This is a genomic window from Marinobacter sp. NP-4(2019) (assembly GCF_003994855.1).
GTDB lineage: Bacteria > Pseudomonadota > Gammaproteobacteria > Pseudomonadales > Oleiphilaceae > Marinobacter.
The window spans coordinates 804,300-826,269 of the sequence record NZ_CP034142.1; the positions used below are offsets into that span (position 1 = coordinate 804,300).

The 21,970-nt window shown below is 57.8% G+C and carries 16 protein-coding genes and 1 tRNA gene; 4 read left to right on the top strand and 13 right to left on the bottom strand.

Translation table 11 applies throughout. The features are described from left to right. Positions 1 to 250: 250 nt before the first annotated feature. The 3 genes from EHN06_RS03600 to EHN06_RS03610 form a co-directional block, all read right to left on the bottom strand. Positions 251 to 3,424 (bottom strand): Ig-like domain-containing protein, encoded by a 3,174-nt coding sequence (locus EHN06_RS03600; RefSeq protein ID WP_127330286.1) that lies wholly within the window; start codon positions 3,422 to 3,424, stop codon positions 251 to 253. Between the two features lie 13 nt (positions 3,425 to 3,437). Next, a complete protein-coding gene (gene aupA / locus EHN06_RS03605) occupies positions 3,438 to 4,775 on the bottom strand; it encodes an alkane uptake protein AupA (protein WP_127330288.1) in 1,338 nt (445 codons plus the stop codon). A 319-nt stretch (positions 4,776 to 5,094) separates the two neighbouring features. Beyond that, positions 5,095 to 8,265, bottom strand: coding sequence for an Ig-like domain-containing protein (locus EHN06_RS03610; RefSeq protein WP_228257402.1), 3,171 nt, complete (start codon positions 8,263 to 8,265; stop codon positions 5,095 to 5,097). Positions 8,266 to 8,852: 587 nt separating this feature from the next. Here EHN06_RS03610 and EHN06_RS03615 point away from each other — a divergent pair. After that, entirely contained in the window at positions 8,853 to 9,392 is a 540-nt protein-coding gene (locus EHN06_RS03615; protein WP_127330290.1) for a PEP-CTERM sorting domain-containing protein, read from the top strand. Between the two features lie 85 nt (positions 9,393 to 9,477). Here the strand turns inward: EHN06_RS03615 and EHN06_RS03620 are convergent. From EHN06_RS03620 to rpsU, 4 genes are all read right to left on the bottom strand, one after another. Further along, positions 9,478 to 9,554: transfer RNA gene (locus EHN06_RS03620), tRNA-Ile, on the bottom strand. A 112-nt stretch (positions 9,555 to 9,666) separates the two neighbouring features. Continuing rightward, positions 9,667 to 11,505: an RNA polymerase sigma factor RpoD gene (rpoD, locus tag EHN06_RS03625; protein WP_127330292.1), complete on the bottom strand. Its 1,839-nt coding sequence runs from the start codon at positions 11,503 to 11,505 to the stop codon at positions 9,667 to 9,669. 174 nt (positions 11,506 to 11,679) lie between these two features. After that, positions 11,680 to 13,416, bottom strand: coding sequence for a DNA primase (dnaG, locus tag EHN06_RS03630; RefSeq protein WP_127330294.1), 1,737 nt, complete (start codon positions 13,414 to 13,416; stop codon positions 11,680 to 11,682). A 155-nt stretch (positions 13,417 to 13,571) separates the two neighbouring features. After that, complete coding sequence (rpsU, locus tag EHN06_RS03635) at positions 13,572 to 13,787, bottom strand: 30S ribosomal protein S21 (RefSeq protein ID WP_007153483.1); 216 nt, start codon at positions 13,785 to 13,787, stop codon at positions 13,572 to 13,574. Positions 13,788 to 14,027: 240 nt separating this feature from the next. On the opposite strand from rpsU, the gene tsaD reads away from it, so the two are divergent. Beyond that, positions 14,028 to 15,083 carry a tRNA (adenosine(37)-N6)-threonylcarbamoyltransferase complex transferase subunit TsaD gene (gene tsaD / locus EHN06_RS03640; RefSeq protein WP_127330296.1) on the top strand — a complete coding sequence of 352 codons (1,056 nt, stop codon included), beginning with the start codon at positions 14,028 to 14,030 and terminating at the stop codon, positions 15,081 to 15,083. On the opposite strand, the gene plsY is transcribed toward tsaD, so the two are convergent. Then, positions 15,080 to 15,649, bottom strand: a complete 570-nt coding sequence (gene plsY / locus EHN06_RS03645) for a glycerol-3-phosphate 1-O-acyltransferase PlsY (protein ID WP_228257459.1) — start codon at positions 15,647 to 15,649, stop codon at positions 15,080 to 15,082. The two genes, tsaD and plsY, sit on opposite strands and share 4 nt — an antisense overlap. 159 nt (positions 15,650 to 15,808) lie before the next feature. Between plsY and folB the strand changes: the two genes are divergently transcribed. Together folB and folK (EHN06_RS03655) are read left to right on the top strand one after the other, a co-directional pair. Continuing rightward, complete coding sequence (folB, locus tag EHN06_RS03650) at positions 15,809 to 16,165, top strand: dihydroneopterin aldolase (RefSeq protein WP_127330300.1); 357 nt, start codon at positions 15,809 to 15,811, stop codon at positions 16,163 to 16,165. Beyond that, positions 16,165 to 16,686 (top strand): 2-amino-4-hydroxy-6-hydroxymethyldihydropteridine diphosphokinase, encoded by a 522-nt coding sequence (folK, locus tag EHN06_RS03655; RefSeq protein WP_127330302.1) that lies wholly within the window; start codon positions 16,165 to 16,167, stop codon positions 16,684 to 16,686. The genes folB and folK (EHN06_RS03655) overlap by 1 nt, the downstream gene beginning before the upstream one ends. Here the strand turns inward: folK (EHN06_RS03655) and pgi are convergent. The 5 genes from pgi to pcnB all read right to left on the bottom strand — a co-directional run bounded on the left by pgi (position 16,672) and on the right by pcnB (position 21,959). Beyond that, positions 16,672 to 18,330: a glucose-6-phosphate isomerase gene (gene pgi, locus EHN06_RS03660; RefSeq protein WP_127330304.1), complete on the bottom strand. Its 1,659-nt coding sequence runs from the start codon at positions 18,328 to 18,330 to the stop codon at positions 16,672 to 16,674. The genes folK (EHN06_RS03655) and pgi overlap by 15 nt on opposite strands. Before the next feature lie 31 nt (positions 18,331 to 18,361). Continuing rightward, entirely contained in the window at positions 18,362 to 19,213 is an 852-nt protein-coding gene (gene panC, locus EHN06_RS03665) for a pantoate--beta-alanine ligase (protein WP_127330306.1), read from the bottom strand. After that, on the bottom strand, positions 19,210 to 20,004 hold the full coding sequence (gene panB / locus EHN06_RS03670; protein ID WP_127330308.1) for a 3-methyl-2-oxobutanoate hydroxymethyltransferase: 795 nt from the start codon (positions 20,002 to 20,004) through the stop codon (positions 19,210 to 19,212). The genes panC and panB overlap by 4 nt, the downstream gene beginning before the upstream one ends. A gap of 114 nt (positions 20,005 to 20,118) precedes the next feature. Next, positions 20,119 to 20,628: a 2-amino-4-hydroxy-6-hydroxymethyldihydropteridine diphosphokinase gene (gene folK, locus EHN06_RS03675; protein ID WP_127334337.1), complete on the bottom strand. Its 510-nt coding sequence runs from the start codon at positions 20,626 to 20,628 to the stop codon at positions 20,119 to 20,121. Between the two features lie 8 nt (positions 20,629 to 20,636). After that, positions 20,637 to 21,959, bottom strand: a complete 1,323-nt coding sequence (gene pcnB / locus EHN06_RS03680) for a polynucleotide adenylyltransferase PcnB (protein WP_206075754.1) — start codon at positions 21,957 to 21,959, stop codon at positions 20,637 to 20,639. Positions 21,960 to 21,970: the final 11 nt, after the last annotated feature.

Sequence of the window (21,970 nt, forward strand, 5' to 3'; positions counted from 1 at the left end):
ATCGGCAGGCGGGCAGGGTGTTCCGGAACACGCTTTGAATACATCCCTGTAACGCTCGGGCTCCGCCATCCATGGCTCCGCACGGTTCCGGAACACCCTGCCCGCCTGCCGATAGGAACAATGGAGTTGGTTTCAACAGGCAACCAGATTAGCAGGAAATGCAGGTAAGGGGAAAAGCCTGATTTGGCAGAAACGGCCATTAAAAAGGCCAGCCCGAAGGCTGGCCTGGAGTGCGGGTGAGCCTTGCCGGTTAATACTCTTCCGGGATCTCCTTGATTGGGTTGGAGAGGAAGTTCAGATAAACCCCGTTTTCCGGGATTTGCAGGGGAATTTCTACAGCTACGAGGCCAAAGGATACTGCATTGACAGTAATGTCCTCTGCTTCAATAGTCCTTTGCTCTATCTGCATGCGACCATCATCGAAGAATGTGATGGGACCTGAAAGCTTCAACTGAACAGGTTTGCTGTAGACATCGTGACTGTCAACACCGCTCAGGTTGGGTGCATCCAGGGTAAGGTCTGCCGTCGTACTGAATGTGGGTCTGCCGTCTGGACCTTCCGATATTACTCCTTCCACCAAGCCGAGCGGGTTATCTTCGCTTGGTTCACCATAAGTCATTCGGAGGATCTGAGTGCCTGTGCTGGATTCAATGTCTGATCCCAGCAGCAGGTTCGCGCTGACGAATACCGTAGCCGAAGTTGTGGCTAACTGAGTCGGGTAGAGCAGTATGCGAACACCTATCTGGTTGCCGTTCTCGTCTAGTTCTGGACCGACGACCTCGGTATCCAGCGCATAGGTCTGGTATATGAACTTGTTTTCTGGGCAATCTGTTTCTGGTCCACCATCCGGGGAGCAGCCGACCCGCGCGTTGCCAGCACTGCTATCACCCACGCCGTCGCCATCTTCATCAATTACAAGAAGTTTGCTGGCATTAGCAGAAGGAAGGAATCCTCCGTTGCCGTCCTCTACATGCGCAAAAGGCTCGAGGCAGTCAGTGCCTTCTGGAGAGTCGCAGTCAATCACGTAGTTTGAATTGGTGTCCCGAATCGGAAGATTGCGCAGGGGAGTAAATACGCTGGATATGGACTCAGCACCAGTGAAATAGATCGTGAGGTTTGGTCCCCCTGTGTCTGACGGGTCTACCAGCAAGTCTGTCTGTAGCGGCATCTGCTCAGAGGAGCAGACGATCTCACCGCTGCCGCAGTTGCCATCCACTGCAGACTTCATCGTATAGCGGTAGGTGGCGTTGACTTCCCAAGCCTCATCCGGATAGAAGCGAATCTGCTGATGGTTTTTCTCCAGTCGCCCCGATACAACTTCCTCATCGCCAACTGCTGCTGGAGCGGAAGGGTCCGCGACTTTCTCTACCACGAATGAAGTGTCATTGATCGTTTCCAAATCCATCGACTGGGAGAACTTCACGACAATCGGGCGGTCCTTTGGCAAGGTGGTGACTGGTAGCTGATCCCGCTCAATATCGGCGGGTGCGTCTGGAGAGTCGACGCAGGTACCGTGGCTGCCATTTGCAACATCGAGGTTCTCTGTCACACATGGATAGCCGGGATAGGTTGTTAAGGCCAAGGGAGAAACAGGAGCGGCTTCGGTGCCGTCGCTAATTTTCGGCAAGCTAAAGTTAAGCGCCGGAACATTAGCAGGGTTGCCTGAGATGTCGGTCACACCGTTAACACTCACGGTGTACTCCACCCCATGCTTGAGGCCACCTTCCGGGTTGATCACCAGCACAGTGCCGTCAACTTTGGTTTTCAGGTTGGCGACATCGCCTTCGCTACTGGAGAGCGTGACATTCCCCGGAACCGAGTCGTGGTCCAGTGGCTCGTCAAAGTTCAGCACCACCGGGTCACCCGGACGCTGCATATCCTGTCGGGTAGCAGGAACCGCATCCACGGGGCCGGGCATCCAGCTGACCAGTTGTGGTCCGGTCAGGTCTTCCAGTTCTTCGTCACGTTGATCTGCAGCATCCAGTTGCGATGTGGAGTCGGTGGCTGCTTCGATTCTGAACGCGATGGTGGAGTCGGTAAATTCCTGGCCAAGCAGGTTGGGCTCGACCATACCGATCGCGTCAATCGTCAGTACGCCGTCCTCGACAAGTGCGATACCGGTCAGCTCAACCCCCAGCAGGTCCTGAGACAGGGAGGCATTGGGTTGTGCTTCCTCTGTGTTCATGGATACGTCCATGAACAGTTTGACGTGGCGGGGCGCGCTCAGGTCGTCGGTGTAGGGGTTGGGCATCAGGTAGCCGGTGGCATCAGACAGCATGGTGACCTTGATGTTGCCGGTCTGCTGAATGTCGCCGGTGTCCGGGTCAATGATCGGTACCGTGCCATTAATTCTCACGTCGAGACTGCTGCTGTTCAACAGGCTGCCTTTGGGCACGCGCAGGGGCAAGGGCTCGTCAGCCTCAAAGGCAGGGGCAAATGCCAGTTCGGCAAACAGGCCTCCGGTCTCCTGTGAAGGGCCGGCGGTACCCTGTAGAACGGAGTTCAGGGTGACGCCGTTGATGATTTGACCGTTCAGTTTCGAGCGGCGGGCGTCGATTTCTGTGCTGCCCGCATTCAGGCCTGAATCGATGACCTCCTGGAACAGAACGACTCTCGGGCCAGTATCACGTGGCGTAATCTCTTCACTGAAATTCGCCAGCACGTCGCCATTGATACCAGGCAGATTTTTGATGGATACGGTGTAGGTTTCACCTGGCGTCAGGAAGTCATCATCGCGACCGCACAGCTCTGGTGTGTCAGGTACGCAGGGATCGATGGTGACCAGGCGGCCCTTGACCAGAACGGTAGTGGGCACCTTGTCACCGTTACTGTCTGTCATCTCAATCACGCCGCCCATCTCTTTCCACTCGGGATGAACCGGCTGGGTAAGGCGAAGACGGAATGTGGAAATGTCCATGGGCCTGAACACTGTGCCAGGAGCCGGAATCATTTCCGCTACCTTGAAGCTGGCATCGGTATTATCCAGTCCCGCAATGCCGGTTAATCCACCGCGGGTAGAGAATTGCACGCCGGCCGCGCCAACGGCGTTCGGCGTATGGATGATGCGGTGACCCTCTGCCAGCAGGCCTTCGGCGAACTCAATGGTGTACTCGGTACCGGGTTCCAGTTCTCCCTGCGGCGAGATTTTCAGGCTGCGGTTGCCGTCCACTCCTTCGGTTGAAAATGCGACTTCGCTGCCACCCCCGGTAATGCGGATTTTGCTGGCAACATTGTCGTCGGAGAGGGCATGGGAAAAGCGCAATACCAGATCGGATTTCGGACTGACTTCACCCTGACCGTCGGATGGGTAGGAGTAAACGACTGAGCCCGATGTCCGCGGTTCGTTGATTGATTGTCCATCCCCACCGCCACAGGCGGCGAGGATGGCAGCGGGTAACAATGCCAGTGTATTTTTGTAGTTCATGGCAGACCTCTTATCAGAACTTCAGGGTGATGGAGCCGCTGATTACATGGATATCACCATCGGCAGTGGCCTCCTGCTCGTTGCCGTCAAAATCGACGATGGTGAAATCCCTTTCCTGTAATTGCTGGTATTGGTAACCGATGTCCAGACGTACAGGGTAGGCGAGCAGGCGGGTACGGTTGTAGGTCGCGCTGATGCCAAGGCCGGCTACGATTTTGTCGGTATCCAGGTAATTCAGTTCCGGATTACGAGTGGTCTTCAGGGGTGACTCCTCATAAGCCAGGCCGCCGCGAATGGCAAAGTGCTGGCCAAGCTCGTATTCCGCACCAATACGGGGAACCAGGATGTCGTCAAAGCGGATGCGGTCCCCGGAACTGACATTCTCCTGATCGCGGATGGTGTCGCCGGCAAACTCGTCTTCCAGTTCTGACCAGTTCTGTTGCTCGACGCTGCCGCCAATACGCCAGCCATCACCCTTGTACTGGGTGCCAAAGCCGAGTGTTTCCGGCTGGAAGGAATCGATGGTTGCCACTGCCAGGCTCAGGCCCGGGTCCGGGATGGTCTGGGTAACGATGATATTGGAGTTTACGGACGTTGAGGCAGATGATTTGGTGCGATAGGTGAACGCGCTCTCCCAGCCATCCAGGAAGCAGTCGCTGTCCGGACAAAGCGTGTCGCCCCACTTGATGGTTGTGCCGAGGATGGATTTCATGGACGGCTCGGCATTTACTGCCAGCCGTTCACGGCTGGTTTCACCACCCAGGGTGGATACTGCGTCCAGCTCGGCGGTGGATTCAAGAGTCACGCGAACCGAGAAGCCACCGGAAATGCCGCGCCAGAGTGGGGTGGCGCCGCCGATGTTCAGGAACAGGGGCTCTTTGCCGTACTGGAGGTATTGGCCGGTTTCGGAGGTTTCGGAAGAAAATGCGAGCATTTCCTTACCGTATTTTTCAACGCCGGCAATAAACCCCAGGTAAATCGGGTGGTCGAAGCGGGTGAGCGAGCCCAGGTTGGTTTTCATGCCAATCAACACATGTTGACTGGGGGAGTCGGAAATAATGTCTCCGTCCGCGTCTGAGCGGGCGGAGCGAAGTTCCTGCTCGGCGTGGAGAATGCCGCCGGTCAGTTCGCCACGCTCGTCAGTGGTCAGGTATGACGGGTTGTAGTAGGTAGCGGAGACCTGGTCGTTAAACATGGACAGGGACTGGGCGGTGGCGACGTCCACGGGCATAACGCCATAGGATGTGCCGAGGTTGCCCATGCTGGCGGATGCGATGCCCGCAAAGCCTGCTGTGGTAGTGGTAACGGCAAGCGTAAGTGCCCGTACTGCAAAACGGTGGGAACCGGACATGAATGTGACTCCTGTTATTTTTGTCTGTCATGTTCATGTGACTGAGGTGATGAGCCTGGTCACATTGATGGATACTGGTATAACTGTTTCAGAGTGTAACGACCTTGTCTTTTTGGGACGTTGGCTTCAATGACATGAATCTTCGTCGAAAAGAACACTTCTGCGTTTTTCTCATCATTGACGACTAAAGGAAGTAAAGCGAGCTTATAACCAACCGATTTTGTTGGGAATGTGTGAGTGACTGCGAGATTTTGTTTCCGATCAATGCAGAAGAGGCCAGCGAGTGCCGGCCTCTCTGTGTTTTCGGGTGGGGGATCGCCTAGTACTGGGTGTAGGGGGATATGTAATTGAGGCGTAGCTTTCCTGCCGGAATTTCCAGGTGGATGCGGGTGTTGGCATCAATCGCTTCGTTCGCAATGCCTTCACACAGCCACTGAAACAGGATGTTCCCGCAGATACCGTCGGTGTTTTCGGCAGTGATGTCGATCTGCCCCCTGACCTCAACGTCGATCGGGAGCGCTTCCACGTTTTCGAGCGCAATCTGCATTCTACCGTCCTCCAGGAATGTGATGGGGCCCCTCAGAACCAACTGATCAATCGGGTAACTGCGCAGGTTGTGCCCGAGATCGGCAGGTCCGATGCTGGGGTTCAGGTAGGGTGCATCAAGGTAGACGTTCAGGGTCGTTTCAAACGTGAGGTCACCGTTTTCATCGGAATAGATCCTGCCTTTTGGCGGAACCGGATGGCCCTCGTCGTTCTCGTCATACCGGATGCGCATGAGCATTGGCCCGGTGGGTATTTCCTCGTTCTCACTGAGATCCACGCTCAGTACGAAATCAGGGAAGGCGTCAACAAAGCTGGTATCGATAAAGGCCCACACGCTGCTTGAGGTGGTCGCGAGTATCGAGGGCAATATATCAACGGGGATGTCACCATTATCATCGGTATCACCTGCCACGATGGTGTCCAGCATGGCGCTCAGGTAGATGTACTGGTCTTCCTCGCAGTTGAGCGCAACCGCACAGCCAATGTTGGCACCTTGCACCAGGGTTTCTTCGTTGATGGCGCTGACCCCCGTCGCTCTCATGCCAGCGGCGTTGGGAATGCTTTCTCCGGAAACGGAGCCTGCCTCAAGGTCGGGCTGATAGGCGAGATCTGCATTGGCGTCTGCCGCTGGCAGGTTCCTCAGTGGCAGGGCGACACGATCGTTCAGCGGTTTGGTGGCGGTAAAGTAATTCACCAATGGCTGACCACCAAACGTCCGGTTGTCCTGATCCCGTGTGCTTTGGGTCAGGATTTCCGTTTGCAGTGGCAGGTTGGCTACTGAGCGTATCGGACTGTTGGCGTTAAGAGTGTAGCGATACAGCGTGCCTTCATCCCACCCCACCATCGGGGTAACCACCATATGTCGTGGTCCGGTCTGGAGAATGTATTCGGTGGTTGCTACCGGTGCCCATTCGCCATCCTCAAGGGATTCAATGGTCAGCGAGTCACCCGTGACGATTGTTGTAGGGTCAATGTCCTGGGAAAAGCGCACGGTAATAGGCTGGTTTCCCGGATGTGAGGGAATCGGCAGTAAATCATCCGATACCTTGCCTCCGGAACATTGTCCCTGGTGACCGTGGGTGGTATCGACCGAACCCTTGGCGCAGGGGAATCCCGGCAATGTCGTCAGGGCAATGGGAGACTGGTCGGCAGGAGTGCCATCCAGAGTGGGAGGCAGCTCGAAATCAAGCTGGGGCGCTGCCAGGCTATGTCCGGCGAGGTCCTGAATGCCGTTCAACAGCAGGCTGTAGTGCGCTCCGTGTTCCAGCGGCGATGCTGGCCGAACGGAGAGCACCGAACCATTGAGTGAGTGGGTGATTGGTTGTTCAACGCCATCCTTAATCAGGGAAATGCTTTCGCGGCTAACAGACCCCGGCAGCACCGGCTCAGAAAAATAGACGATGACAGGATCACCCGGCCGAAACTTGTCTTGATTGTCGTCGCCCGGCACCCAGCTTTTGATGGTTGGTGCTTCATTGTCTGCGAAGCTTGACTCGGCAGGGGCATCATCCGGATTGCGGTAGCTTTCCAAGCGGAAGGAGATCAGTCCCGAGGCGACATCCACTCCCATGACGTCGGGTTCTATGACACCCACTGCTTCAATGTTCAGGGCACCGTCTTCGACCATGGCGGTGCCGACCAGGTGTACATGAAGCAGTTCCTGGCCAAGGGCCGCATTGGCGACGGTATTACCGGTATTCAGTGCCATGTCGATATAGAGCTCGACGAGCCGGGGAGCATTCTCGTTATCTGTGTACGGGTTCTTCATCAGGAAGCCATTGGCATCGGACAGGAAGCGAACCTCCACGGCTTCTGACGAGAATCCGGCGGGCAGCGCTCCAGCCACATTTACGGCCACGTCAGAGCCCGTCATCAGCGCGCCACGCTCAATCCGGAGCGGCACGCTCTGCCCGGCGTTTTCGAACTTCGGAATAAAGCCCAGTTCGGCGAATACAGTGCCGGTCGCCGTGGTGGTGTTGCTGTCGCCCAGCAGCAGGGAGCTTAGCTTTACCGAGTTATAGTCTTTGCCGGACAGCGCCAGCTTTCCGGTATCGGTTGTGGCCGTCTGGGCCATGCGTTCGCGGACACCCTTCGGTGAGGCTGAATCCAGTGGTGTGAACGTCCACGGCGCTTCTGCTGGCAATGAAAGGGGCGTATCGGCAATGGTGCTGCGGATTCCCTCGGTCAGGCTGATGGTGTAAGTCTGGGACGGGTCCAGGTCGCCTTCCGGGTCCACGGTGACCCGGTGGCCCTGAACGTACATTTCAGCAGGTACCGGGTTGTTGCTGGCATCCAGCAGGCTGATGGTTTCACCGTAACGCAGGGACTGTTCATTCACTGGCTCGGTAAACTGGATACGGAGTACCGAGATGTCGGTGGCCGGGTAGGCGTCGTCCCCTTTTGGGATCAGGCGGGCAACACGAAAGCCATTGCCCTCGGTGCGGCCGAGCAGCGGCCCCCGGGTTGCGGGCGCTGTGGTAAAGGAAATACCGCCACCGGGCAGTGTGATCTCGCCCATGCTGGTGGCCAGACCATTGTTGACCAGCGTATAGCGGGTGCCCGGCTGTAGGGGTTGCTGTGGCCGGGCGGCAATGCCTTGCTGGCCGCTCGTCATGGTCAGATCGGTCAGCGCGACCGCCTCACCCTGGCCGCTTTCGAGATGCAGCATGTCCGGGGAGAGCTCGTTTTCCTCCAGAGATAATGCCCGGGTAAAGCGCATGAACACCGGGGTAGTCACCGGAACCGCCGCCTGGTCAGCGGCCGGGTAGCTGAAATAAAGTTCGCCAGGACTGTTATCTATGTCCTGGATGGCTTGTTCTTCTCCGCCACAACCCGCCAGGCCAATGCTGGCGGCCATCATGGCGAGGAGGGCTTTCCTGGGGAACGTCATAGCCGGAACTGCGGCAGGCCGCAGTCCCCTGTTGTAGATGGGAGAGCCATTCATTCGAGTACTCCGTTGTTATTGTGAGTCGTTCGCGGTTCTTGTGACCGCTTTATCATTGAGAGGGATAGTAGGCCTATTGATCCGGCTAAAGGTTTGGCTTTGGCGACGTCCGTGGTGTTGGGGGCAGGTCAATCCTGAGTATAACCGGCACGGTTATGGCATTTGCGGTGGGTTTTGATGGACGCCGGAAATTGGGTTTTGTTGCGTTTTTGTGATCTGGTTAGCAATTGGTGTGCTCTGCGTTTGTAAATAAAGCTGACGCCGAGAAGTTTCGGCCCGATGTCTGGGGGCGTGAGGCCTGGTTCCATCGGTCTGGGTTTTGGTTTTCTCTCCATAAATGTCGATGAAATTTACAGTTGTGAGGATGCCTGGCAGGAAAGGGTTTCTTATGCCTGATCCAAGTGATTGTACTGGTGAAGGATTCATTCATTGGCGCGGCTTGTGCTTCTGATTCGGATGAGGTCAGATCCGGATTACGGAGGACTATCCAGTTGTGGACCCTGACTATTAGGCATAACGCGTCCAAATAAGGGAGATGTCTGTTTGAACGGTGAACATTAACAGACAATGTTTAACGGAGAAATACTATGGGAACGTTCTCAAAATCCCTGGTGTTGCTGGCTTCCGTGTCATTTGCCAGTACCGCTTGGGGGCTCATGATCGGGGGCGTTGAAGTTGGGGAAGTCGACCCCTTGGTAGAAGAAACCAATGACCTGGGCTCATGTGGTCCGGGTAGTAGTCCGTCGGCAGAGTCGTGCTGGATCAATAGTGTCCTGGGAACTGACACCACCTATGGTGTGAAGGAAGAGGATGTCTCCTACCAGTTCGTGGATGGCAGTAGCTCCTTGATCGGCTTCGAGTTGGGTAGTCCGACGGGGTATTTTCTGATCAAGAATGCCACCTGGTGGGGACTGTTCGAAAACAATGTCAACTTGGATTGGGCTGTCATCGATACTGCTTTGTTGAGTGCCGGATTCAACTTGCCGGACGGGGAGGAGTTTCTCATCAGCCACGTCGCTCCGATTGGCGACACCGTCACTGTGCCAGAACCAGGAACCCTGGCGTTACTGGGCCTCGGCTTATTTGCCATGGGGCTGAAGGGTCGCTGGACCGGAAAGCGGTCATAAAACAGCGGCTTGCCTTTGTGACACGCTGACTAGGTCGGTTTTAAACGCTCCTCCATGAGGGGCGTTTTTTATGGGGACGGGAAAATGGTGGGCCCACCTGGACTCGAACCAGGGACCAAAGGATTATGAGTCCTCTGCTCTAACCAACTGAGCTATAGGCCCTTATGCAGCGAATGCTGTTTTAAGGTTTGCTTTACGAAGTTGCCCCGGAGGGGAAACAAAGCGGGCGCCATTATACCGGGGAGGGGTGGCGCCCGCTACTGTTGTTGCCGCGTTATCCGTTGCCCTGATCGTCAATGAAGCCGCGCAGGTGATCGGAACGGGAAGGGTGGCGCAGTTTGCGCAGGGCCTTGGCTTCGATCTGACGGATACGTTCCCGGGTGACGTCGAACTGTTTGCCGACTTCTTCCAGGGTGTGATCGGTGTTCATCTCGATCCCGAAACGCATGCGCAGTACCTTGGATTCGCGGGCAGTAAGGCCGGCCAGTACTGAGCGTGTGGCTTCCCGCAGGCCTTCGGCGGTTGCCGAATCCACCGGCGAGAGTGCCTGGATGTCCTCGATGAAATCCCCCAGATGACTGTCTTCGTCATCACCGATCGGGGTCTCCATGGAGATCGGTTCCTTGGCAATCTTCAGTACCTTGCGGATCTTGTCCTCGGGCATTTCCATGCGTTCGCCAAGCTCTTCCGGCGTGGGCTCGCGACCCATTTCCTGCAGCATCTGGCGGGAGATGCGGTTGAGCTTGTTGATGGTTTCGATCATGTGCACCGGAATACGGATGGTGCGGGCCTGGTCCGCGATGGAGCGGGTGATGGCTTGACGAATCCACCAGGTGGCGTAGGTGGAGAACTTGTAGCCACGACGGTATTCGAACTTGTCGACAGCCTTCATCAGGCCGATATTGCCTTCCTGGATCAGGTCCAGGAACTGCAGGCCGCGGTTGGTGTATTTCTTGGCGATGGAAATAACCAGACGCAGGTTGGCTTCAACCATTTCCTTCTTGGCGCGGCGGGCCTTGGCTTCGCCGATTGAAACGCGACGGTTGATTTCCTTGATGTCAGAAACGTCCAGGTCCACTTCGGTCTGGATGTTGTGGATGCGCTTTTGCAGCCGCACGATTTCGTCAATGCGCTCGCCGACGGCAGAAGCATAGGGTTTCTTGCTCTTGCTAATCTTCTCCGCCCAGTCCAGGCTGACTTCGTTGCCCGGGAAAGACTTGATGAAATCCTTGCGGGGCATTTTGCATTCACGGACGCAGATCTGCATGATCGCGCGCTCGTTTTCACGCACCAGATCGTTGGTGGAGCGAACAACGTTAACCAGCTCTTCAAAGGCCTTGTTGGCGAGCTTGAAGGGGGCAAACACCTGGCCCAGCTCGTTCAGGGCTTCCTGGGTTTTCTTGTCGCCTCGACCGTGCTTTTCCAGCGCTTCGTGAGCGGCATCGAGTTTTTCTTTCAGCAACTCGAAACGCAGGCGGGTCTCTTCGGGATCCGGGCCGCTTTCGGTTTCTTCTTCGGAATCGTCATCGTCGTCGGAAGAGTCGCTGTCGCTAGCGCTCTCCGCCGGGGTTTCCTCACCCATGAACGGTTCGGCATCATCCGGATCCAGAAAACCGGTAACGATGTCATTAATGCGGCCCTCGTTCTCGATGATACGTTCATATGCCTGCAGTACGGTGCCGGCGGTGCCCGGGAAGTGGGCCACGGCGGCCATCACATCGCGGATGCCTTCCTCAATGCGCTTGGCAATGACGATTTCGCCTTCGCGGGTCAGCAGCTCAACCGTGCCCATTTCCCGCATGTACATGCGAACCGGGTCGGTGGTGCGACCGGCGTCGGTCTCCACCGCGGCAAGGGCGGCAGCGGCTTCAGCGGCGGCGGCTTCGTCGGCGGTGGAGTCACCTTCAGTCATGAGCAGGGTGTCGGCGTCGGGGGTTTCCTCGCACACCTGAATGCCCATGTCATTGATCATGCGAATGATATCTTCGACCTGATCCGGGTCGGCAATGTCTTCCGGGAGGTGGTCGTTTACCTCGGCGTAAGTCAGGTAACCTTGTTCCTTGCCTCGTGCAATGAGGTCTTTCAAACGTGATTTCTGCGAATTGCCTGACATAGACACCCTGTGAACTCGCTGGTAAAAGGAAAAAAAGTTAAACAGCCATTATAGCTGTCGCTCGGTTGCTCTGCCACCGGATGGTTAGATGGTGATCAACGCTTCAAGTTTCAAGTGCAATACAGGTTTGACCCTGTATTTTCCTGTTTTGCCAAGACGGCCATGGCTGACCGCTCAATCTTCGGCTCGCTCGCTCAGGGCTTTCAGTTCCTGGCGTTCTTCCGGCGTAAGGTCTGCAAGGCTTCGCTTGGCAGACAGTAATGACATCAGGCGCTGCTTACGGGCGGCTTCCTGATTCGGGGTCAGCAGTTCCCTGGCGCCGGCCAGGGTGCTTTCCCTTGACGGTATATGTTCAATGCCGTCGAACAGGCGATAAAACCGTTCCCTCGCCTGCTTGTCCGTGGCCAGTGTGCGCACCAGGTTGTGACGGTCGCGGATCTGGCGTTCCAGTATCCAGTCTGCGAAGCTCCTTGCCTGGCCAAACTGTCGCGACTGGCGGGCCAGTTCGACGACATCACTGGCCATGTCCGGGGCTTCCAGCAGGGCCAGGCACAGTGTGCTGTCCTTGCTGAGCCTGACGTCAATCCGTTCTTCCTGGATTCTGTCACGGCGTTCACCGAACCGTTTCTGCCCGTTTTGTGGGCGGCGGTTTTGCCAGTCGTTGCGGCCACCGCACAGGCGCAGCATTTCATGCCACATGGCATCCCGCAGGGTGCTTCTGGGCATCTTGCTCAGCAGTGGTTCCGCCCGGGCCCGGAGTTCTCCCCGGTGCTCCGGCAGCTGCAGGTCCAGCCCCTCGCTCTGGCGGTCAAACAGGTACCGGGACAGAGGCGTGGCGCCTTCTATTCGTTTTTTGAAGGCGTCCGGGCCTTCCTTGCGGACCAGCGTGTCCGGATCTTCGCCGTCCGGCAGCATCAGAAACTGCAGGTGAAGACCGTCCGCCATCAGTTCCAGCGCGTTCTCCAGGGCCCGATCCGCGGCGCGGAAACCGGCCTGGTCGCCATCAAAGCAGAACACGATGTGTCTTGCCTGCCGCAACAGGGCGGTCAGGCTGTCCTGGTTTGTCGCTGTGCCGAGAGTGGCGACGGCAAAATGGATGTCGTGCTGCGCCAGAGCAATAACATCCATATAACCTTCCACGACCAGCAGCTTGTCCAGCTGCCGGATGGCCTGTTTGGCTTCGTACAGGCCGTAAATCTCGCGGCTCTTGTGAAAGACATCGGACTCCGGAGAGTTGATGTACTTGGCCTTATCGTCGCCGAGGGTGCGCCCCCCGAAGGCGATGGTCTTGCCCCGGCTGTTGCGGATCGGGAACATTACCCGATTGCGGAACAGGTCCCTCGGCCGACCGTATTTGTCGGACACGGTGCCGGTTTCAATCAGTGGCCTCTGCAAGTCTTTGTCGCATGCATCGAACAGAGCGGTGCCTGTGCCTGGCGCATAACCCAGTTGGTAAAGCTGGATGATGTTGTCATCCAGTCCCCGTTGTCTGAGGTAGTCCCTGGCAAACTCGCCCTGTGGACTGCGTAACGCAGACTGGTAGAAGCGGCTGGCGTAATCCAGCGCGTCCGTCAGTGTGCGGGCCTGCTGGATTTCCTGTCGCGCGCTCTGGTCGTAGGGCACTTCCAGGCCGGCACGTTTTGCCAGCTCCTCGACCGCTTCGGTAAAGCCCAGTCCTTCAAACTCCCGTACAAAGCTGATGGCGTCGCCGTGGGCGCCACAGCCGAAACAGTGGTAAAAACCCTTGTCCGGACGTACGTTGAAGGACGGTGTCTTCTCATCATGAAACGGGCAGCAGGCTTTGTAGTTGGCGCCGGCCTTTTTCAGCGTAATGCGTGATCCGATAAGCTCCGCGAGGTCTACCCGATCCAGTAGATCTTCAACAAAGCGTTGAGGGATCAGTCCGCTCATGATGACTCCGGTTGCGCAGAGGGTGCCGGCTGAGTGCCGCCAATAGCCAAAAATGCCGCCGAAGCCAGGCCTCGGCGGCATTTAGGAATCGCTCTGTGCAGCCTGCGGCTTAACAGGCGATCATTGGTATGCAGTCAAGCGGCGTCAGCTGAAACTTAGTACAGACGCTCGAACTTGCGCTGTTCCCGCTGAAGCTTCTTGAGATGACGCTTAACGGCAGCGGCTGCCTTACGCTTGCGAACGGCTGTCGGCTTCTCGTAGTGCTCACGACGACGTACTTCCGACAGTACACCTGCTTTTTCGCAGGAACGCTTGAAGCGACGCAGGGCTACGTCAAACGGTTCATTCTCTTTCACTTTAACAGCTGGCATTCGAAAATCACCTACCTGATGTATTCGGTTTCTGTTTTGTCTGATCGACTCGTGCGTCGAATCGACTCGATACCTGGTCAGATTGGCTAAAACTCGACCAGTGCGTATTTAAGGGCGGCAATGATAGCCCCTGCTCCGGGGTAAGGTCAATGTTTGTTCGATGAAACTGCCAGTGGGTTTCGGCTTTCTGCTAAAATACCGCTCCTGACCATTCATGCCACCCGTTGTGATCCATTATCTATGCTGATTCTCGGAATTGAAACCTCCTGCGACGAGACCGGTGTCGCCCTATACCACAGTGAGCGGGGCCTGTTGGCCCATGCCCTGTTCAGTCAGATCGATATGCACGCGGACTATGGTGGTGTGGTGCCTGAACTGGCATCGCGTGATCATGTCCGTAAGTTACTGCCCCTGTGCGATCAGGTGCTGGCGGAAGCGGGGTGCAGCCGCAAAGACCTTGACGGGATCGCCTACACTGCCGGCCCGGGTCTGGTTGGCGCTTTGATGGTGGGTGGCTCCGTCGCCCACGCCCTGGGTTTTGCCCTGAGTATCCCGGTGCTGGGTGTGCATCACATGGAAGGTCACCTGCTGGCGCCGATGCTGGAACCGCAGCCTCCGGCATTTCCGTTTGTGGCGCTGTTGGTGTCCGGTGGTCACACACAGCTGGTTCGTGTGGATGGCATCGGCGAATACGAAATGCTGGGCGAGTCCGTTGACGATGCCGCCGGGGAGGCCTTCGACAAGACCGCGAAGATGCTTGGGCTGGACTATCCTGGCGGTCCGAGGGTGGCGGCGCTGGCCGAGAAGGGCACCCCTGGCCGCTATCGGTTCCCGCGACCGATGACGGATCGCCCGGGGCTGGACTTCAGCTTCAGCGGCCTGAAAACGTTTACGCTCAATACCGTCACGGCGGCGGAAGAGGCCGGTGCTCTGGATGACCAGACCCGGGCGGATATTGCTCTGGCATTTGAAGCGGCAGTGGTGGATACATTAACCATCAAGTGTCGGCGGGCGCTGGAACAGACAGGCTGCAAACGGCTGGTGATTGCTGGCGGGGTAAGCGCCAACAAGCGCCTGAGGGCAGGGTTGGAGAAGATGACGGAAAAACTCAGGGCCGGTGTGTTCTATGCCCGCCCCGAATTCTGTACGGATAACGGTGCCATGATCGCTTACGCTGGTTGCCAGCGTCTGCAAGCGGGGCAGCGGGATGGTGACCGCATTGTGGCGGTTCCGCGGTGGCCGATGAACACCTTGCCACCAGTGTCTCAGCCCCGCTCTACCGGGCTGGTGGATTAGAACCTGGTTTCCCGCCCCTGGGCCAGGCGAATCAGGTTGTTGCGGTGACGCACGACGATCAGGATGGCGAGCAGGCCAAACAGGGGCAGGGTTTTGGGTTCGATGAGTGCGCTGATCAGCGGGCCGCTAACGATAGCTATGATCGATGCCAGCGCCGAAATGCGCCAGCGCCAAATGACCAGCAGCCAGATCCCGGCCATCAGCAGGGTGGTCAGTGGTGCCAGCGCCAGACCAGAGCCCAGTGCGGTTGCCACACCCTTGCCCCCTTTGAAACGGTAGAAGAGTGGCACCATGTGGCCGGTGACGGCGCACAGCGCAACCATGGCCTGTGCCAGGATCGACAGGCCTGCGGCGTGGGCCAGCCACACCGGCACAAAGCCCTTGGCGGCATCCAGTACCAGGGTCAGGACCGCCGGCGCCCAGCCACCGTTGCGATAGACGTTGGTTGCTCCGGGGTTACCGGAACCCAGGGCGCGGGGGTCCGGCAGCTTCCATAGTTTGCAGATCTCAAGGGCAAACAGTATGGAGCCGGCCACGTAGGCCAGGGTGCACAGCAGGACTATCAGTAACGGGTCGCTCATTGAATTCACGGGCAATTGTTCCGGAGCAAAGACGCGTCCGGTGGATTTATGCGAAAATGCCGGCCCCACAAACGCCGCAGGCCGAGATTTACACAGTATCCGTAGCCTGTACGTTATTCAATCAGCAAAGAGTGTAATAATCCGGTGGCAGACAGTGTTCTGATTGAGGGCCTGGCCGTTGAGGCGGTGATTGGCGTGTACGACTGGGAGCGGGAAGTCACCCAGCGGCTGGTGGTGGACCTGGAAATGGGCTGGGATAACCGCATTCCCGGAGCGTCCGATGATGTGATGGATGCGCTGGATTACGCCACGGTCAGCGAGCGGGTGGCCCGCTGGTTGCAGCAGGCCAGGCCGCAGCTTCTGGAAACGGCGGCCGAGGGGCTGGCAGCCATGATACAGGCGGATTTTGGAGTACCATGGCTGAAACTGACGTTGCGTAAACCGGGTGCGGTGCCGACTGCCAGAGCGGTTGGTGTCCGTATCGAGCGGGGGCAGGAGTGATGTCCGCCAGGGCGCGGGTTTATATCAGCATCGGCAGCAATACCAACCGGTCGCATTATGTCACGGTGGCGCTGGATGCCCTGTCGGAATGGTTCGGTGTGCTGACGATATCACCCGTCTACGAAAGTGAGGCCGTCGGGTTTGATGGCTCACCTTTCTACAACCTGGTGGTCGGTGTGGATACCGACTGGAGCGTTGGTGAGCTTTCGCGTCGTTTCAAGCAACTGGAAGCTGACAATGGTCGCCGCCGGGATGAGCCCAGGTTCAGGGCGCAGACACTGGACCTGGATATTCTCACCTATAACGGTGTCGTGGGTGAAACCGATGGTGTGGAACTGCCACGTGGTGAAATCCTCAGGAACGCGTTCGTACTCTGGCCCCTGTCCGATATTGCGCCGGACGACCGCCACCCGGTCTGCGGCAAGACTTATCGGGAGTTGTGGCGGTCGTACTCCGGTGACCAGAAGCTCTGGCCCATAGACTTCACCTGGCAGGGCAAGCGGATTTCACGGGCGCTTTGACCGGAACAACCGGATCAGTTGCTCAGTCGAGCTGTCGCTGGTGGCTTTCGGTGCCGCGTCACCCATAATCTGATCCAGAATGCCTTTGCCCATCTGCTTGCCCAGTTCCACCCCCCACTGATCGAATGAATCCACGTCCCAGATCACGCCCTGAACGAAAGTTCGATGCTCATAAAGGGCAATCAGTGCTCCGAGCGTTTCCGGGGTGAGCTTGTCCATCAGCAGGGTATTGCTCGGTTTGTTGCCGGGGATCACCTTGTGCGGTGCCAGGGTTGCGATGTCGTTCTGTGACAGCCCGTCCCGGGCCAGCTCCTGGCGGGCTTCTTCCTCGGTTTTACCGGCCATCAGGGCCCGTGACTGACTGAGGCAGTTGGCAAACAGTATGGCGTGATGCTCACCCACCGGGTTGTGACTCTGTAGCGGAATAATGAAATCTGCGGGAATCAATCGCGTACCCTGATGCAGCAACTGATGGTAGGCGTGCTGGCCATTGGCACCGACACCACCCCAGATGATGGGGCCGGTGGGGTAGGATACCGGCTGGCCGTCCTGAGTGACGCATTTGCCATTGCTTTCCATGTCCAGTTGCTGCAAGTGTGCGGGCAGGCTTTCCAGGTAATGGTCATAGGGCAGGATGGCGTGGGTCTCGGCACCCCAGAAGTTGCTGTACCAGATGCCCAGCATGGCCATGATCACCGGTAGGTTTTTCTCCAGTGGGGTATGGCGAAAGTGCTGATCCATGGCGTGGGCACCGGTCAGCAAGGCGCGGAAGTTGGTCATGCCTACCAGCAGCGCGATCGGCAATCCGATGGCTGACCAGAGGGAATAGCGCCCGCCTACCCAGTCCCACATCGGGAAAATGTTCTCGCCAGCTATGCCAAAGGTTTCGGCCACTTTGGGGTTGGCGGTAACAGCAACAAAATGCTTGGCAATTGTCGCCTCCGAGCCGCCGTTTTCCAGAAACCAGTCCCTGGCGATCTGGCTGTTCTCCAGGGTTTCCTGGGTGCGGAAGGACTTGGACTGAACGAGGAACAGGGTGGTTTCCGGATTGACCTGACGCAGCACTTCTGAAATGTCGGAGCCGTCGATGTTGGCTACGAAGTACCCGCTGAGCTGACCGTTCTGGTATGGCTGAAGCGCTTCGCTGATCAGCTTCGGTCCCAGGAAGGAACCGCCAATGCCAATGCTCACAACGTCCGTAAAGGCTTTCCCGGTAAAGCCCGTGCGCTGGCCTGAAAGAATGTCGTCAGTAAACGACGCCATACGGGCCAGTGTCTGCTCCACTTCGGGGATGATATCGATGCCATCGACCATGATTGCATCCCCGCCTGGATTTCGCAGGGCGGTGTGCAGCGCCGGGCGACCCTCAGTGACGTTGATACGGTCACCGCGGAACATGGCTTCCGTCCGTTCCGGCACGCCGCATTGCCGTGCCAGGGCCATCAGGCCGGCAAGGACGTCGTCGGTCATGCGGTTTTTGGAGTAGTCCAGGGACAGCCCGGCCGCTTCCGTGAAATAACGTCGCGCACGGTCCGGGTCCTGTTCAAACAGCGCCCGCATGGGCGTGTTCTTCAGGGCTTGCTGGAGGCTGGCAAGGGCCCGCCATTCGGGACGAGACGTGAGTGGCACGGGAGCCTGGGGCATGATGGATTCCTTTTGGCGTTCAGAGTCTCAGTTATGATCGGGTGACCGACAGGTTGTCGATCAGTCGCGTGGTGCCAAGGAAGGCGGCGACCAACACAGTCAGTTCATTGTCTTCCGGTGTCGCCGGCTTCAGGGTCAGGCTGTTAACGATGTTGAAATAGTCCGGGCGCAATCCGGCGGCAGACAGCGCTTTATTGGCTTCCTGCTCCAGAGTTTCGAAATCGGTACGGCCTTCGTTCAGCTTGCGGGCACACTCCTGCAGGGTTTGGTAGATCACCGGTGCGATGGTTCGTTCGGTGTCTGTCAGGTAACCGTTGCGGGAACTCTTTGCCAGTCCGTCGTCTTCACGAATGGTCGGGGCGCCGATCACTTCCACTGGAATCATCAGGTCACGTACCAGCTTGCGGATAACGGCCAGTTGCTGGAAGTCTTTCTCGCCAAATACCGCGATGTCTGGCTGGACCATGTTAAACAGCATGGTCACGACCGTTGCGACCCCCTCGAAGTGTCCCGGGCGGCTGGCGCCGCAGTGGCCATCGCTGACTTCCGGAACAATCACCTTGGTTTGCTGAACCAGGCCTTGGGGATAGATTTCCTCAACGCCGGGGGCAAAGACCAGGGTGTTACCGGCCGCCTCAAGCTGCCTCTGGTCCTCTTCGAGGGTGCGGGGGTAGGTGTCCAGGTCTTCGCTGGCGCCGAACTGCATCGGGTTGACGAAGATGCTGGTCACCACCACGTCGGCTGCCTCACTGGCCTTGCGAACCAGTGAAATGTGCCCCTCGTGAAGGTTGCCCATGGTAGGAACAAGTCCAATGGTTTTGCCTTCCCGGCGATAGCCGCGAAGGATGGTGCGTAATTCTTTCAGGGAGTTGATGGTTCTCATGCCTTGAACGTGTGCTCCTCGGCGGGGAATGAGCGGTCACGTACTGCTTTGACATAGGCCTCAACGGCCTTCTGTACGGAACCGGTGTCGGCCAGAAAATCTTTGACAAAACGGGGCTTGCGGCCGGTGGTGATGCCCAGCATGTCATGCACGACCAGTACCTGGCCATCGGTGTCTGCACCCGCGCCGATGCCAATAACCGGTGCCTTGACGGCCTGAGTGATGCGCGCGGCCAGGGGAGCCGGTACGCATTCCAGGAGGAGAACGTCAGCCCCGGCGGCTTCCAGTTCGCAGGCGTGCTCAATCATCATTTCTGCTGCGTGTTCGTCGCGGCCTTGTACCTTGTAGCCGCCGAACTTGTTGACGAACTGGGGCGTCAGGCCAAGGTGGGCGCATACGGGAACGCCGCGTTCGCTGAGGGCGGCAATGGTATCGGTCATCCAATCGGTGCCCTCCAGTTTGACCATGTGGGCACCGGCGCGCATCAACTCAGCCGCGTTTTCGAGGGCCGCTTCCATGGTGCCGTAAGTCATGAAGGGCATGTCCGCCATGATCAGTGAGCCACGGTTGCCTTTGGCGACCGAGCTGACGTGATAGATCATCTGATCCATGGTGACGGGGAGAGTACTGTCGTGGCCCTGAAGAACCATACCGAGCGAATCGCCAATCAGGATCACATCCACACCGGCTTCACTGACGACCTGTGCGAAGGTGGCATCGTAGGAGGTGAGGGCGGAGAAGGCTTCGCCCTTTTGTTTGTATTCCCGCAGGGTATTAATGGTAACAGCCATAAAATCCTTGCCTTGTGGGTGGATGGGCCAAGACTGCGCCGGGGTCAACCGGCATTCAGGTGTTAAGGGTAATCCGGGGGTGTGGCTGAGGCAATAGTACCACGAACTCCACAATCAACCGGGGGGAAACGGTTCCCGGGGGAGCGGAGGCAGTGGCCGCAGGTTGTTGTCGGGGCACTGCTGTCTCAGGCGGGCAATGGTCCGTCCGTCGGGCAATGTCAGATCCGCGTTCAGGTCAAGCAGGGGTTGCAGCACAAAGTCGCGATTGGGGAGTTCCGGATGGGGAACCGTCAGGCGCTCGTCATTAATGGTGTGATCGCCGAATATCAACAGGTCCAGGTCCAGTGTTCTTGGTCCCCAGTGCTGCTTCCTTTCCCGGCCATGGTGCCGCTCGATCGCTTGTAGGTGGTCAAGCAACTGCAAGGGGCGGAGTCGGGTCCGCAACCATACCGCACCGTTGACGAAATCAGGCTGATCCTGGGGGCCAACGGGGTGGCTGCTGTAAAATGCCGACTGAGCCACCAGTGTGGTATCCGGCAAGGTCGCCAGTTCTGTCACGGCCCGGGCAAGTTGGGCGGTTGGATCCGCGAGGTTGCTGCCCAGTCCGATAAAGGCGTCCGTCATCGGCATGATCAGGTCCGATTGGCCGGTTTGCGCTTGCGCCGGCGCTTTTTGGGCGCGTCCGCGGTCAGTTCGCTGAGCATGCGTTCCTGGCCTCGTTCGTCCGTTGCCTGGAAGTCCGTCCACCACTGTCCCAGTCCAGGCTCGATCTCACCTGCGGATTCGCGCACCAGCAGGAAGTCATAGGCGGCGCGGAAGCGGGGGTGCGACATGGCCATAAAAGCCCGTTTGCCCTGGCGGCGTGGCAGACGCATCTGCATTTCCCAGATTTCCTTCATCGGGCCAGAAAATCGCTTCGGGATTGAGGTGGCCTGAACCTGGCGGCCGATAACCTTGGCAATCGCCCCATGAAGGGCCGGCTGAACCGGATCGCCGTTGTCCTGACGGTGGCGCCACTCTGCCTGAAGTGCGGGCCAGAGCATCGCCGCAAACAGGAAGTAGGGCGTGACGGATTTGCCCTCGGCAATGCGGGCGTCGGTGTTACGCAGGGCCTGACGAATCAGTTCGTCAGGTTCACCGTTATCCAGAGCCCTGACGGTTTCTGGAAACAGTGGGGCCAGCAAATTGTAGTCTCTCAGCATGTCGTAGGTGGCTTCGCCATAGCCTGCGGAGAAAAGTTTGAGGACCTCGTCGAACAAGCGTGCTGGCGGAATGTGGGTCAGCAGCGGAGCGAGCTCACGAATCGGCTCTTCGGTGCCCGGCTCGATATCGAAGCCCAGCTTGGCGGCGAATCGTATTGCCCGGAGCATCCGCACCGGATCTTCGCGGTACCGGGTTTCGGGATCGCCTATTAGTCGCAACTGGCGATTCTTCAGGTCTTCCACGCCGCCGGCGAAGTCGATAACGGTGAAGTCGCGGATACAGTAGTAAAGGGCGTTGACGGTAAAGTCCCGGCGCAGGGCATCTTCTTCCTGGGAGCCATAGACGTTATCCCGCAACAACAGGCCGTGCTCACTGGTACGACGGTCATCGTCGTCGGCATCGTCGTCCGCTTCTACGGCATTGCCGCGGAAGGTGGTGACCTCAATGATTTCGCGGCCAAACACAACGTGCACAATCCGGAAGCGGCGGCCGATCAGTCGGGAGTTCCGGAACAGGTCATGGACTTCTTCTGGCGTGGCATTGGTTGCGATATCAAAGTCCTTGGGTTGGCCGCCCAGGAGAATATCGCGGACACCGCCACCTACGAGGTAGGCCTCATAGCCGGACTTGTTCAGCCGGTGAAGCACTTTTTTGGCCGGTTCGCTGATCGCGGAGCGAGAGACGTTGTGTTGCTCCCTCGGGATTTCCTGCCGCTGATAGGTGCGGTGCTTCTTCCTTCCGCTGCCGGGCATAAAGGACTGGA